This is a genomic window from Methermicoccus shengliensis DSM 18856, from assembly GCF_000711905.1.
Lineage (GTDB): Archaea > Halobacteriota > Methanosarcinia > DSM-18856 > Methermicoccaceae > Methermicoccus > Methermicoccus shengliensis.
Window position 1 is genome coordinate 186993 of sequence record NZ_JONQ01000008.1, and the last position, 13340, is coordinate 200332.

At 59.2% G+C, this 13340-nt stretch carries 13 protein-coding genes; 5 read left to right on the top strand and 8 right to left on the bottom strand.

All coding sequences use genetic code 11. The annotated features are described in order from the left end of the window. Nucleotides 1–45 precede the first annotated feature (45 nt). Both BP07_RS09125 and BP07_RS03280 read right to left on the bottom strand, forming a co-directional pair. Complete coding sequence (locus BP07_RS09125) at nt 46–171, bottom strand: hypothetical protein (protein WP_276624127.1); 126 nt, start codon at nt 169–171, stop codon at nt 46–48. After that, on the bottom strand, nt 171–2393 hold the full coding sequence (locus BP07_RS03280; protein WP_245597036.1) for a DNA topoisomerase I: 2223 nt from the start codon (nt 2391–2393) through the stop codon (nt 171–173). Before BP07_RS03280 ends, BP07_RS09125 begins: the two co-directional genes overlap by 1 nt. Before the next feature lie 43 nt (nt 2394–2436). Between BP07_RS03280 and BP07_RS03285 the strand changes: the two genes are divergently transcribed. The 3 genes from BP07_RS03285 to BP07_RS03295 are packed head-to-tail and all read left to right on the top strand — an operon-like array spanning nt 2437 to nt 4825. Then, nucleotides 2437–3477: a DUF1786 domain-containing protein gene (locus BP07_RS03285; RefSeq protein WP_042685939.1), complete on the top strand. Its 1041-nt coding sequence runs from the start codon at nt 2437–2439 to the stop codon at nt 3475–3477. 20 nt (nt 3478–3497) lie between these two features. Next, nucleotides 3498–4286: an archaeosortase A gene (artA, locus tag BP07_RS03290; RefSeq protein ID WP_042685535.1), complete on the top strand. Its 789-nt coding sequence runs from the start codon at nt 3498–3500 to the stop codon at nt 4284–4286. Continuing rightward, the gene (locus BP07_RS03295) at nt 4283–4825 is read left to right on the top strand and encodes a phosphatidylserine decarboxylase (protein WP_052353203.1); all 543 of its coding nucleotides are present in this window, start codon (nt 4283–4285) and stop codon (nt 4823–4825) included. Before artA ends, BP07_RS03295 begins: the two co-directional genes overlap by 4 nt. A 24-nt stretch (nt 4826–4849) precedes the next feature. Here BP07_RS03295 and BP07_RS03300 read toward each other — a convergent pair whose 3' ends face one another. Together BP07_RS03300 and queC are read right to left on the bottom strand one after the other, a co-directional pair. Beyond that, complete coding sequence (locus BP07_RS03300) at nt 4850–5566, bottom strand: 7-carboxy-7-deazaguanine synthase QueE (RefSeq protein WP_042685537.1); 717 nt, start codon at nt 5564–5566, stop codon at nt 4850–4852. 4 nt (nt 5567–5570) lie between these two features. After that, complete coding sequence (gene queC, locus BP07_RS03305; RefSeq protein ID WP_211247042.1) at nt 5571–6368, bottom strand: 7-cyano-7-deazaguanine synthase QueC; 798 nt, start codon at nt 6366–6368, stop codon at nt 5571–5573. Between the two features lie 455 nt (nt 6369–6823). Here queC and BP07_RS03310 point away from each other — a divergent pair, with 455 nt between their 5' ends. Next, complete coding sequence (locus BP07_RS03310) at nt 6824–7987, top strand: ADP-dependent glucokinase/phosphofructokinase (protein ID WP_042685541.1); 1164 nt, start codon at nt 6824–6826, stop codon at nt 7985–7987. Here the strand turns inward: BP07_RS03310 and BP07_RS03315 are convergent. Together BP07_RS03315 and BP07_RS03320 are read right to left on the bottom strand one after the other, a co-directional pair. After that, entirely contained in the window at nt 7979–8539 is a 561-nt protein-coding gene (locus BP07_RS03315; RefSeq protein WP_042685544.1) for a flavodoxin family protein, read from the bottom strand. The genes BP07_RS03310 and BP07_RS03315 overlap by 9 nt on opposite strands. A 30-nt stretch (nt 8540–8569) precedes the next feature. After that, entirely contained in the window at nt 8570–9949 is a 1380-nt protein-coding gene (locus BP07_RS03320; RefSeq protein ID WP_042685545.1) for a DUF92 domain-containing protein, read from the bottom strand. 142 nt (nt 9950–10091) lie between these two features. On the opposite strand from BP07_RS03320, the gene BP07_RS03325 reads away from it, so the two are divergent. After that, nucleotides 10092–10760 (top strand): undecaprenyl diphosphate synthase family protein, encoded by a 669-nt coding sequence (locus BP07_RS03325; RefSeq protein ID WP_052353204.1) that lies wholly within the window; start codon nt 10092–10094, stop codon nt 10758–10760. Nucleotides 10761–11023: 263 nt separating this feature from the next. On the opposite strand, the gene BP07_RS03330 is transcribed toward BP07_RS03325, so the two are convergent. Together BP07_RS03330 and BP07_RS03335 are read right to left on the bottom strand one after the other, a co-directional pair. Beyond that, entirely contained in the window at nt 11024–11983 is a 960-nt protein-coding gene (locus BP07_RS03330) for a polyprenyl synthetase family protein (RefSeq protein WP_042685548.1), read from the bottom strand. 1 nt (nt 11984) lies between these two features. After that, nucleotides 11985–13328, bottom strand: coding sequence for an RNase J family beta-CASP ribonuclease (locus tag BP07_RS03335; protein WP_042685550.1), 1344 nt, complete (start codon nt 13326–13328; stop codon nt 11985–11987). Nucleotides 13329–13340: the final 12 nt, after the last annotated feature.

Below are 13340 nucleotides of genomic sequence, written 5' to 3' on the forward strand. Positions count from 1 at the left end.
TTCCCCACAGAAAACGACTTAACTAAATTTTAAATTTTTCTATTTTCAGCAGAACACCCTTGTGCTGGTTGGATGGTACTGCATAAAGCCATCGTCGTGATATATCTTGAGCCTCGTGATATATCTTGAGCAGATTGCCGAATGAGAGCACACCCAGAGCATCGAGTCCATCACCACACCCCCCACCTCCTCACCCTCGAGAGCGGTATGCCCGTGAGCTCCGAGACCCTCTCTGGCGATAGCTGCCTTAGGGCATCCACGCTCTTTATTCCAGCCTCCCGCAGCCTTTTGGCATACGTCCTGCCAATTCCCTCGATGTCAGTGAGGTCCTGACCCTTGTCGCCATTCGTGTTGCCGTTTGAGCTCTTCCACTCCTCGAAGCTGCACATGGGACAGCCCACCCTCCATGGCCGCTTGCCCTTGCTCACCACCGTGATGTGGAAGAGCCCGTGCCTCTCGCACACCCTGTCGCTCACCACTATCTTGCCCGACCTTGGGAGGGGCAGCGTGAACGTGCACTCCGGGTATCCAGAGCATCCAGCGAACCTTCCTCCCCTTCTCGAGCGCCTTATGAGCATGTCCTTGCCACACGAGGGACACCTGCCGAGCACCGCATCCTCCCGCAGCCCCTCCCTTATGGACCTCGATATGGCTTCGGTGTTCTTTTCGAGCTGGTCGAACACCCGATAGAGCATGTCCCTCGACTCCTCTATCACGTCCTGCTCGCTCACTGCCCCCTCGGCTATCCTGTCCATGTCCTGCTCGAGCTTGCGCGTCATCTCGGGACGGGTGATGTTGGGGGCATTGCTCTCGAGGGCGTCTATCACCGAGAACGATAGTTGTGTGGGCTTCATGGGGTTGCCCACCACATAGCCCCTGCTGTACAGCTTGGCGATGATCTCGTGCCTCGTGGACTTTGTGCCTATGCCAAGCTCCTCCATCTTCTTTATCAGGGCGCCCTGGGTGTACCTCGCTGGGGGCTTTGTGTGCTTCTCCAGCAGCCTTGGCTCCACCACTGCGTACCGCTCTCCCACCTGCATCTCTGGCAGGGGCCTGTCCTCCACCTTCGAGTAGATGTAGTACCGCCTCCAGCCCTCATCGAGCACCCTGAGCCCCGTGGCTACAAGCTGCTCGCCGTTCACCTCGAACACCGCCCGCTGTGTCTCCACGATGCAGGGGTCTGCGAGCGTGGCAAAAAAGCGTCTCGTTATGAGCTCGTACACCTTCCACTCCTGCTCGCTCAGCTGCGAGCGCCTTGCCGCCGCCACTGGATGGATGGGAGGATGGTCGGTGGTCTCTTTTTTGCCTCGGGTGGGGGATAGCCGCTTCTTGGATAGCAGCTCTGCGGCATACTCCCCGAGCTCCCCATCCCTCAGGGCAGAGAGCACATCCCGCAGGTTCACGCTCTTGGGATACACTGTGTTGTCCGTTCTTGGATAGGAAATGTATCCGTTGGTGTACAGGGACTCTGCTATCCTCATGGCATTCGATGCGGAAAAGCCAATGGCGCTCGCGGCTCTCAGAAACTCGGTGGTGTTGAAAGGAGTGGGTGGGCGGTCGGTGCGCCTTCCAGTATCGAGCCCCACCAGCGTTGCCCTGCCCACTATCCTCTGAAGCACCTCGTCTGCCTCTTTTTTGTCGTCGAACCTGCCATGCTCGTGCCTTGCCACCACATCGTTTTCGAGCGTTGCCTCAATCTCCCAGTACTTCTGGGGCACGAACGCCTGAATTTCCCTCTCCCTCTGCACGATGAGGGCGAGGGTGGGGGACTGCACCCTGCCCACCGAGAGGAAGTTATCGCCCAGCCTTCCCCCTGCAATTGAGAGGTAGCGGGTGAGCACCGCCCCCCACACGAGGTCAATGGTCTGCCTCGCCTCCCCAGAGGCGGCAAGCCTGAAGTCCACCTCCACTGGATGTGAGAACGCCTCCTCTATCTCCTGCTTGGTGAGGGCGCTGTAGCGCACCCTGTTCACCCTCACCCCATCGAGCAACCCAGGATGCGCCTGCTCTATTATCCTGAGAGCCTCCACCCCTATGAGCTCCCCCTCTCGGTCGTAGTCTGTGGCTATTGTAATCTCCTCTGCATCCTTTGCCAGCTTCTGAATTGCCCTCACATAGCGCTTCTCTGTGGGCACATGCACGACCTCTGCCCCAATGAGCTCCCTAACGCTCGTTGCCTGCCAGCTCCTGTACTGCTCTGGGAAGTCAAGAGAGAGCACGTGCCCCCTTAGCCCCACCACCGTGGTGTTGGAGAACGTGTACGCATCTATGCCCTCCACCTTCCTGTGCTCTGCCCTTCCACCCGAGAGTATGTGGGCTATGCGCTTTGCTGTGTTGTGCTTTTCTGTGATTATGAGATGCATGCTGACCACGGACAGTGAGCCTCTTTCCATACCCACCATAAATTACTTTTCACTTGAGTGGATGGGATGGGTGATGAGGCTCATTGCAATCGACATAGGCATGGGCACGCAGGACGTGCTCGTGTACGACCCAGAGAGGAGGATGGAGAACTGCACCAAGCTGGTGCTGCCCTCGCCCACGCTGCTGAAAGCCAGCGCCGTGAGGCGGGCACGGGCGCTTGGCAGGGACGTGGTGCTCACGGGCGGCGTGATGGGAGGGGGGCACATCACCCGTGCGGTGAGGGAGCACATCGAGGCTGGGCTGCGGGTATATGCCACGAGGGATGCGGCGCTCACCCTCAAGGACGACCTCAGAAGGGTGGAGCGCATGGGGGTGCGCCTCATCGAGCACGAGGATGAGGCTCCAGAGGATGCAGTGGCGGTGGAGCTCAGAGACCTCGACCTCCCCATGCTCGAGCGCATGCTATTGTGCGTGGACGAGCCACTTCCAGAGGTGGTGGCTGTGGCAGTGCAGGACCACGGGTTCTCCCTGTCATCCAACAGGGTGTTCAGGTTCGAGCACCTGCGCCGCACGCTGGAGAGGGGGGGCAGAATAGAGCACTTTGCATACATGGGCAACGTGCCAGAGCACCTCACCCGCATGCGTCAGGTGTGTGCCGATGCCGCGCCCAGACGGTGCCTCGTGATGGACACGGGACCCGCAGCCATCTTTGGATGCCTCACGGAAGAAGAGGGCAGCTGTGTGGTGGTCAATGTGGGCAACGGGCACACCCTCGGGGCGGCGGTGTGTGATGGCAGGGTGGTGGGGCTGTTCGAGCACCACACTCGGTTGGTGGACGCGAGAAAGCTCGACGCCCTGATAGAGGGGCTATGGAGCGGCACGCTCACCCACGAGCAGGTGTTCGAGGAGGGTGGACACGGGGCATACGTGAAAGAGCCCATAGGCGAGACGAGGGTGCTCGTCACTGGACCCAACAGGCACATCATGAGGGGCTCGAGCCTGAGTGTGAGCTTTCCCGCACCGTTCGGGGACATGATGCTCACTGGATGCTTTGGTCTGCTCTTCGCAGCGAGGGCTCTGGGACTTGACGTGCCAGACACAACCGATTTATAGGGCGTGTGAGAGGTGTGCTCATGCTCCAAGGCGTGCTCTGGGTGTCCATCCTCCTGCTGCTCTCAGCCTCGCTCTATCCCAGAAGGGAGCGGATGCTGCTGGGCGCTGCTGGCTGGTGGGCGTTCTGTGTGCACTGGCTGCTCCAGCCATCCCACTATGCGGCGATTGCAGACTGGTACAACGTGGTGGTCACGCTGGGAGCTGCCGCGCTGTGTGCCCTCATCGGGTACCTCATGCTCTCCTTCTATCGGGGCAGTCCCGCACTCTCAGAGAGGGCTCTGCTCACCCTCACGCGGGCGAGCGCCATAGGCGGGATGGTATACTTTCCCTTTGCACAGCTCGACACACTCCAGAGCATGCTCGAGATGGAGGTGGCATCCCAGACGGTGTGGCTCGTGGGTGCGCTGGGACATGCCGCCCTCCTTCTGCCCCCAAGCCACATCGTGGTGCAGGGCTTCGACATCGAGATAGTGCTGGCGTGCACAGCCATCGAGAGCATCGCCCTGTTCACTGGGCTCATCCTCGCCACAGACGCTGCTGGCAGGAGAAAACTCATGGCGCTTCTTGCCTCGGTGCCCGTGATATACGTGCTGAACCTCTTCAGAAATGCGTTCGTGGTCATCGCCACAGGGTACCTGTGGTTCTCCTCTGACCCGTATGAGAGCTTCTACGTGGCTCATGCGGTGCTCGCCAAGGTGGGCTCCACCCTTGCCCTCGTGGCAATAGCCTATGTGGTGCTATGGCTGCTTCCAGAGCTGCTGGATGTGATAGACGAGTTCGTGTCCTTGCTCAGGAGGCGAGGCAGATGAGCTGGATTCTGCTTTTTGGCATCGGGCTGTTCGTCCTTGGGGGCTTTTTCGTGCTGTTCTTCAGGGACCCCGAGAGAGCCTGCGCTCATGATTCGAGTGTGCTGCTCTCGGCAGCCGATGGCACGGTGGTGGAGGCAGAGCAGGGAAGGGTGGCGGTGTTCATGAGCCTGTGGGACGTGCACGTGTGCAGGTCTCCATGTGATGCGAGGGTGGTGCACATGCGCAGCATCGGGGACTCCCATCTTCCAGCGTTTCTCTCCCGTTCGAGGGGCAATGCGCGCCTGTCCATGAGGATGAGCACGGAGCACGGTGATGTGGAGGTGGTGCTCATATCTGGCACCCTGGCAAGAAGAATCGACCCCTTTGTGAGGGAGGGTGAGAGCGTGGAGCAGGGGCAGCGCATAGGAAGAATCGTGCTGGGCTCGAGGGTGGAGGTGCACTTCGATGAGCCGTGGAGGGTGTGCGCTGCCGTGGGCGAAACCGTCAGGGCTGGTATCACTCCGATAGCGAGGCTGGATGGCAATGGGACGAGATGTTAAGGAGGTGCAAGTGGAGTACCAAGGTCATCTGATGTTGAGCAGTGTGTGAAGCTGGGGCACCACCCTCACGTGCTCCACGTGCTCTGCCGCCACATCCGCCATGCGCGCTAACCTCTCCATGTCCATCACCGTGCCAGCCGCGGGCTGGAGCACCAGCGTGATGGGAAGCTTCTCGAGCAGCGATGCCACCTGCTCTATTGTGTCCACCTCCGTGCTCTCGAGCACCACCACCTTGACGCACACCTCCACGCCCTCCTCCACGAGGGCACGGATGGTGGCAATCTCCTGCTCCACCAGCCCCCCATAGTGAGAGGTCGCCCCATGCTCTCTGAGCTTGATGTCGCACGCAGCCACGTCTATCGTGTGGGCGACCCGAAGCGCGGAGCTGTGGGGCACGCCACTGGTCTCGAGATACAGAGGGTGAGGGCAGTGCTCTGCGAGGGCGAGGATGAAGTCGGGATAGAGCAGCGGCTCGCCACCCGTGAGGCTCACGAACTCGCATCTTGTGCTCCACAGACACTCTATCGCATCCAGTACCTCGTCCAGCCCCACGGGGTTGTGCAGCACCGAGGGGGGGCTGGTGTGCACCACGCACGATGAGCGGACGGTGCGGGCTTGGACGGTATCGCAGTATATGCAGCGCAAAGGGCAGCCAGAAAAGCGCAGGAACACGTGCCACTCGCCCACGTGCGTGCCCTCCCCTTGAATGGAGGAGAACAGCTCGTGCACACATGCCCTCATGGCATCACCCCAGAGGGTCCCTCACGCCCGCCCGTGCAAACGCTCTCCTTCGTCTCACACACGACTCGCACTTCCCACACGGTTTCTCGAGAGAGCGGTAGCACGACCACGACAGCTCGAACGGTGCGCCAAGCTCTGCCCCGAGCCGCACGATGTCTGGCTTTTCAAGCTCGATGAGGGGCGCCACGAGCTCCATCCGCTCGAGTGTGGCATGATGTAGCGTTTTGTTGAAGCTCTCCACGAACGCCGGTGTGTTGTCTGGGAACGTCTCTCCCTCCTCTGCGTTTGCCCCGATGAATATCGTGTGTGCCCCGAGGCTTTCTGCCACGCTCGCAGCAATCGAGCAGAACACGAGGTTGCGGGCTGGAACCCACACCGCTCTTGCGCTCCTTCTGGCTGCATCCCCAGAGAGCTCATCTGGCGTGGGCTCTGGCAGTGCACCACCCTCGGTGAGCGCACCGCCCGCAAGAAAGCCAAGCTCCACCACCCTGTGGGATGCGCCATAGTGGCGGGCTATCGCCTCTGCAGCGGCACTCTCCCGCACTGCAGCCCGCTGTCCATAGTCGAACGTTATGGCGAGGACTTCGTGGTGTTGTGCCGCCACCGCCATGCACACCAGAGAGTCCAGCCCACCAGAGAGCAGCACCACCGCATCTGTCATGCACACCCCTCCGACCTCATCCTCTTTAGCCTTTTGCACACCAATGGGGCTGTTTTTGAATCTGGGACCTGGAGACGAGACCGCCCTTCGATAGAGGCAGTGCGGCTCGTGCGGGAGAGGGGCTTTCTCGGTTTTTTGCATAGCAAAACAGCGACAGGTCTTGTAAATGTTACTCTTACTAACATACTGGACTGATAAATAACAGAGTTGTCAGATTTGATTTAAGAGAGCTATATCACGTTCACAGGGTTTATGAGGAGAAGAGAAGGAGAATTCAAAAGTTGTCTAAAACTAATTCAAAAGTTGTCTAAAACTAATTCAAAAAACTGCTAAAAGGCTAATGCAGAAGTATTCGAGGATTCGAGGAGAGAAAAGAAATAGCGATGGACTTAATGCACAAAGTGAACTGCCCTCGCTCACGCAAGGGGCTTCCTGCCTCATCCATCAGCACGTGCCCGGCGGCTCTCTCAGCCTTCTGGGCAGAGGTGCCAGATGTCCACGGGCATTCGGGACTGACCCAGCCCCACATTTGTTACTGCTATTTTTGTACAGCAGCAACAGAAAGTTAAATATCATCATTTCCAAGCTGCCTGTGCATGTTTGTGTGTGCGTTCAACACCAACATAGACCATGTGGTAAGGCTCTCGGGCAATATGGTGGAGGCACTGTGCAGGGATGTGGGGTGCGATTTTGAGACCCCTCCATCCAGCATAGAGGACGAGGCGGACGTGCTCTCTGCCCTGTTGCACTGCATGAGGAAGGGTGTGGGAAGGGAGGTGGTCATCGACGACCCCGCCCCCATTGAGAGGCTCGGGCTCTCGGGCGTCGACAGGCTTGGGGGCAATGCCGCAAACAGTGCAGCCGGGCTTGCAGCCCTTGGCTGCCCTGCTCTTTTGAACGTGGCAGCCCCCTCCAGAAGACAGATGGCGCTCATTCCGTCTGGGGTGCATGTACCCCTCGATGCCCATTCTGAAATCGACCTCGTGCACTCCGTGCTCGAGTTCACCCGTGGCGATGTGGTGCACATTGGGAGTGAGAGGGTGGTGGTGCCCGAGAGCGACAGGCTAATCATCACCTACGACCCTCTGAACACGAGGATGGTGGTGAGCAAGGCGTTCGAGGAAGAGCTGCTCGAAGGGCTCGAGGGGGTATCGGCAGCACTCGCCTCTGGGTTTCACCTGCTAAAAAGAAGGCGGGATGCCCATGAGGTGGTGGCGCTGCTAAGGCGCGTGCACGCTTTGCGTCCAGAGCTGAGGATTCATTCAGAGCTTGGCTCTCCAGCCGACGTGGGGGTGCTGAAGGATGTGCTGAGCTCTCTCAGGGGTGTGCTGTTCAGCATCAGCATGAACGAGCAGGAGGCTACGGAGCTGTTTGGGGGGAGCTGGAGCAGCGTGGAGGCGAGGCAGCGCATGCACGAGTTTTTTGAGCACATGGAGATGCACACCCTGTGCGTGCACTCCACCCACGTGGTGTACTGCATGAGTCGGGAGCCAGAGGTGGCAGAGAGGGCAGCCCAGCTTGGGGCAAGGTGTGCAGGGGTGCTTGCCCTCTGCGGTCATGTCAGCAGGGACAACCTCGATATCCCACTTGCCACCAGCGTCAAGGGCATGCGCACCATCGCACACCTCTCGCCCCTCGAGTGGGATGGGCACGTGGAGGTGCTGGTGCCCACATACCACGTGGAGCACAGGGCAACCAGCACTGGGCTGGGCGATGCGTTCACCGCTGGCTTTCTCAAGGTGCTGGGGGAGTCATCGTAGCATGTCCAGCACGTCGCACAGCTTGGATGCAGTGTTGCGCACTGTTTGCCTTCCAAACTCGTCCTCGGCATAGGGGTGCACCACCGTGCCCCCGAAGTGGCTGTCGTCTCCCACGACCACCATTCCACTGATGTGCATCCATGCGTGCACCGCCTGTATCGTGAGCTCCTGTCCACCATTTCGTGCCCTGCCAACGCTCGCTGCCGCTCCCACCTTGCCCTTGAGGGCCATGCCATCTCTTCTCAGCAGCAGCGTCCTATCAAACAGCGCCTTGAGCTGGGCACTCACGCATCCAAAGTACACGGGAGCTATCACAAACACGCCCTTCGCGCTGCGCAGCAACCCATACGCCTCCTCCATGTCGTCCTCGATGGGACACCTTGGCTCCTTGGCACACGCATTACACGCAGTGCATGGCTCCACCTTCTTGTGAGCAAGGCTGAACAGCGCGGTGGAGTACCCCCTCTCCTCCACGATGCTCCTCACATCGGCTGCCATCTGCTCACAGTTGCCGCTCTTATTCGGGCTTCCAGATATCACCAGCACGTCCATGTGATCACCACTGGGAAATGGTCGAAATATCTATAAGTAATTATACATGGCAGCCCCCAGAATGGCTGCCATCGCCGTGGATGCGAGGTTCACGCCGCTGTTTCCCAGCACGCCCCTTCTCTGAAGCGTGGCTCCAAGGAGGCTGTCGATGTTGGTGCCAGCGAACCCGGAGATGACACCCACCACGAGCATGTGAGAGGGCTCGGTTGGCATCGGCTCGAGACCCAGCTCCAACAGCACGAATGCGAGCAGCGCCGTGGCAAGGGCACCCATCAGCGATGCTGCCTCTCCAAGAAGCGTGATTCCACCATCCTCTCCCACCCTCACGGGCTTGAGATTGGTGATGAGCCTTGGCACCGCTCTGGATGTCTCCCCCACCTCGCTTGCCAGCGTGTCGGCGGTGGCGGTGGCGATGCTGGCCAAAAATGCCGCAAATATCACTGGGTGCAGCTCTGGGAACACCCTGTAGAGCACCACTAATGCCAGTGCCGGAAGGGTGTTGGAAAACACATTCTCGTATCCCCTCACGCCCCTTCTGCTCTGGGCGGCTCCAAGCGACTCCTTGTAGGCGTACCTGTACTTGGTGAACCCTCCTCCGAGCACAAAGAACGAGAGCACGAGCACGAACCACCACACGCTGCCAAACACCATCACGAGCACGCCCACGAGGGTGGCGGAGAGCAGTCCAGAGAGGTCTGCAATGCCCACTCTGTATGCAAGATAGCCCAGCACGAGGGCGCCCACGAGCACACCGAGCACGTGCAGGATGGGAGTGGTGTAGCCCACATCGAAGAACAGCCACATCACCATGGCACTTCCCATGGGCACCACGAGGTTGTATGTGGTGCGGGGGCTGATGGAGCCCAGCAGCGTGGCGCTTATGGCTCCCATCACCGACACGAAAAACAGCACATCGAGAGACACCATCATGCCCTCCTGAAGGGCAATCCACCCTCCAATCACGAGCGCCACCACCATGCTCGAGAACAAAAATACGAGGCTGGAGCTCACGTCCCTGAGCTTTGGCTCGGCTCCCGTGCCCTGCCTCGTGTGCTGATATATGTTGGCAATCGAGTCAGCAATGGTGGCAATTGAAAGGGCAGCACCCACCACGAACAGTGGAAGCGCCCCGCTCATCATGCTGGGGTAGTGGGAGTATGCCATCTCTGAGAGCAGCACGAAGGCGACCAACACGAGCGCTGCCAACACCAGCATCATCCCGCTCCCGAGGTCATCGCTGCTAATGGGGACACGGTGCACATACTTGACCAATGCGAGCACCACCAGCACCAGCCCACAACCAATCAGGAGCAGCTGGGTGGGCACGAAGGGTAGCACCAGCACCAGCATGCCAGCTACCATGTGCAGCAGCTGCCTCTTCCATCCTGCAATGCCGTGCTGCTCTTCCATCGTCCCATCACACATCCGCGCAAGGAAGCCCCGCACTTCAGTGTGGGCAGTGCGGGGTTCCGGGGACCTCCTCGCTTTAGCGGGGAGAGGAGGTCAGATCCTTCATAACTGTTTTATTCCATCCCACCTATGGCAATGGTAGATGAACCTTCTCTTTGCGTATGAGTGGAAGCTCATGCGGGACGTGCTGCGCCATACCTCGAGGCTGCCCACCTACATAACGCTCGTGCTCTCTGAGCGGGATGTTTTGGAGGCTGGTGCCAAGAGTGTGGAGAGGTTCGTGCGCTGGTGTGGAGAGCTGGGCATCACCACCCTCTCGGTGTACATAGATGTGCTCGAGGTGGGGGAGCTTGAGGAGGCAATCGTAGAGAGGGTAGTGTCAGAGGTAAGACGCACGTTCGAGCGCTCTCCATATAGTGTTGTCGTGATAAAAAAGCTCGCAGATGATGCGGTGAGGGAGGATGTGAGCATCCCCTCCTCGCCAGCACCCCCTGAGGTGGTCATGTCGGTGGGCTTTGGGGGAAAGAGCGAGCTCGTGCATGCGGTGCGTGCCTTGCTCCGCGAGGTGAAGGAGGGCAGGCTGCGCCCAGAGGACATAGATGAGGACGAGCTCGCCTCCCACCTGCTGTTTCCCAACGAGCCAGACCTCGTGATTCGAAGTGGGGGAAGACGGCTGGCAGACTTTCTGGTGTGGCAGAGCGTGTACTCCGAGATATACTTCACCGACGTCAACTGGAAGAACTTCAGAAAGGTGGATTTCTTGCGCGCCGTTCGTGACTTTCAGCGAAGGCAGAGAAGGTTTGGAAGGTGAGAGGTGAGAACTCGCTGATTTATGCGTGACCTCCTCCCCACGCTTACGCATGGGGCTTCCACCGGAAGCCCTTGGGGGAGGTTGGGGAGTGTGCATAAGACGCCCCTTTCGGGCTGGGTCACCGCAGCCCCTGAGTGCAGGATATACCCGCACCCTCGTTTTTGCCGGTAAGGGGCAGATAGGGTGCAGTCAACCACCCCCGAAGCCTCTTCGGGAGGCAAGCTCACCTCCCTAGCTCACCTCCCTGCAGGTGGGCAGTTGACTCAGTACCCTCTGCTCACAAGAAAGTCGGCAAGTTCAAGTAGCAGGGTCTTTACCTCGCAGTCCTCGAACACATCGAGTTTTGCCTTCGCCATCGCAAGGTAGCGCTGTGCTGTGTCCATTGCATACTGGATGGAGCCAGTGGTCTCCAGCACCTCCATCGCCCGTCTCAGCTCATCGGTGCTGGCGTGTGTATCCCCGAACGCAGGGATGGTGGCACCCTTTGATAGGGCGTGGATGGCGATGAGCGTCTTTTTGCCCTGGCGAATATCGCTCAGGGCATCCTTGCCCAGAGCATCTTCTGATGCCACGAGGTCGAGCACGTCATCCTGAATCTGAAACGCTATCCCACACAGCCTTCCGAACTCGTAGAGTGCTTCTCTCTGTCCTTTTGAGGCTCCACCCACGATACCCCCGACCTCTGCGGCGGCGCCATACAGCACCGCAGTCTTCTTCTCCACCATCTCGAGGTACTCCTGCTCGCTCACGCTCGCCCTGTCCTCAAAGGACATGTCCATCCACTGCCCCTCACATATGCTGGTGCACGCCCTCGAGAGCACCGCAATGCACTCACTCCTCTTTTCCGGAGGCATGGTAGAGTGTGCTATCGTTTCGAACGCCTTGGAGTACAGGGTGTCCCCTGCGAGGATTGCCCCTGCCTCACCCCACAGCGTGTGCACGGTGGGAATGCCTCTCCTAAGCTCGTCGCGGTCCATGATGTCATCGTGGATGAGGGTGAAGGTGTGGATGAGCTCCACCGCGGCGGCACATGGAATAGGGTCATCCTCTCCCCCAGAGAGCTCGCAGGCGAGCATCACCACCACTGGTCTCAGCCGCTTTCCGCCAGCATATATGTAGTGCGTGCATGCCCTGTACAGCTGCTCTGGGCTGGCACCCTCGAATATGGTCCCGAGGCACTCATCCACCACCCTCGCCCTTGCTTTAAGCTCGTGCTGCAGCATGCTACACCTCGAGCAGTATCTCCTCTCCGTTTCTCACGATGTGGGCATTGTAGCCCAGCTCGTATCCCGCATCCTCTGCCATCTCGATGTAGTTTATGTGCATCGAGAGGTCGCCATGGGAGGGCACCACATGCTGGGGCTTTACCATCCTGATAAGCTCCCAGTGGTCCTCCCTGCAGGCATGCCCTGACACGTGCACATCCTCGTATATGCGCGCACCCTGCATTTTGAGCTTTGTCTCGAGGGCATAGCGGTTGGCGAGTGTCATGGGGCTCGGTATCTTGTTGGCAGAGAATATTATCTTATCACCCTTTTCAATGTGGTAGTTGAACTCCTTGTTGGAGATGCGGGTGAGCACCGCCCCGGGCTCGCCCTGATGGCCCGTGAGGATGGGAAGGTAGCGGTCCCGACCCTCCGTGCTTATCCTCGAAAGGGCATTCTGAATCGCCTTTCCAGAGGAGTACACCTCTATGTTCTCGGGGAACTCTATGAGCCCCATGTTGCTCGCCGTCAGCACGTATCGTTTCATCGACCTTCCCAGCAGCACGGGAATCCTGTCCATCTTGGCTGCCGCCTCTATGATGGCGTTGATTCTGGCGATGTGGGATGAGAATGTGGTCACCATCACACCGCACGAGGTCTCCTCTGTGCCGAGCAGCACGTCGTGCACCATGTCCTTTGCCACCTTCTCAGAGGGCGTCTTTCCGGGCTTTCCCGAGTTCGTGCTCTCCACCACCATGAGGGCAACGCCCTCCCTGCCTATCTGCTTTATGCGCTGGAAGTCAGGCGGCTTCTCCAGCGTGGGGGTGCGGTCGAGTTTGAAGTCGTTGGCATAGAACACAGCCCCGTATGGGGTGTGCAGCACAGCGAACACCGTCTGGATGATGCTGTGAGTGCTCCTCACGAACTCGAGCGTGAGGTTCTTTCCCAGTTCCATAGTCTCGCCGGCGCTCAGCGAGAGCAGCTTGTTCTCCACTCCGAACTTCCTCTCCTTGTTGATGAGCTCCCGTATGATCTCAGTGGTGTACGGGGTGCTCACGATGGGGGCATCGTACCTGTGGGCGAGCTTGGGTATGGCACCCACGTGGTCGAGGTGCCCGTGGGTGCACACGATTGCCCTCACATTGCCTATGTTTCCATTGAGCACGGTGTCATCTGGAATCGCTCCCATCTTTATGAGGTCGAGCGAGTGCATCTTCTCGAGCTCCACGTCCTCGTGTATCTGGATTCTGTCCAGACTGAGCCCCATATCGAATATCACGCTCTCCCCGTTCACCTCCACGGCAGTCATATTCCTGCCCATCTCATTGTAGCCACCAACGGCTATCAGCCTTATATTTCCCATATACAATCACCT

Coding starts and splice junctions, on each gene's coding strand:
- BP07_RS03300 (WP_042685537.1), bottom strand. CDS start 5,566: ATGAGGGCATGTGTGCACGAGCTGTTCTCCTCCATTCAAGGGGAGGGC.
- artA (WP_042685535.1), top strand. CDS start 3,498: ATGCTCCAAGGCGTGCTCTGGGTGTCCATCCTCCTGCTGCTCTCAGCC.
- BP07_RS03325 (WP_052353204.1), top strand. CDS start 10,092: ATGAACCTTCTCTTTGCGTATGAGTGGAAGCTCATGCGGGACGTGCTG.
- queC (WP_211247042.1), bottom strand. CDS start 6,368: ATGCAAAAAACCGAGAAAGCCCCTCTCCCGCACGAGCCGCACTGCCTC.
- BP07_RS03330 (WP_042685548.1), bottom strand. CDS start 11,983: ATGCTGCAGCACGAGCTTAAAGCAAGGGCGAGGGTGGTGGATGAGTGC.
- BP07_RS03335 (WP_042685550.1), bottom strand. CDS start 13,328: ATGGGAAATATAAGGCTGATAGCCGTTGGTGGCTACAATGAGATGGGC.
- BP07_RS09125 (WP_276624127.1), bottom strand. CDS start 171: ATGGACTCGATGCTCTGGGTGTGCTCTCATTCGGCAATCTGCTCAAGA.
- BP07_RS03320 (WP_042685545.1), bottom strand. CDS start 9,949: ATGGAAGAGCAGCACGGCATTGCAGGATGGAAGAGGCAGCTGCTGCAC.
- BP07_RS03315 (WP_042685544.1), bottom strand. CDS start 8,539: ATGGACGTGCTGGTGATATCTGGAAGCCCGAATAAGAGCGGCAACTGT.
- BP07_RS03280 (WP_245597036.1), bottom strand. CDS start 2,393: ATGGAAAGAGGCTCACTGTCCGTGGTCAGCATGCATCTCATAATCACA.
- BP07_RS03285 (WP_042685939.1), top strand. CDS start 2,437: ATGAGGCTCATTGCAATCGACATAGGCATGGGCACGCAGGACGTGCTC.
- BP07_RS03310 (WP_042685541.1), top strand. CDS start 6,824: ATGTTTGTGTGTGCGTTCAACACCAACATAGACCATGTGGTAAGGCTC.
- BP07_RS03295 (WP_052353203.1), top strand. CDS start 4,283: ATGAGCTGGATTCTGCTTTTTGGCATCGGGCTGTTCGTCCTTGGGGGC.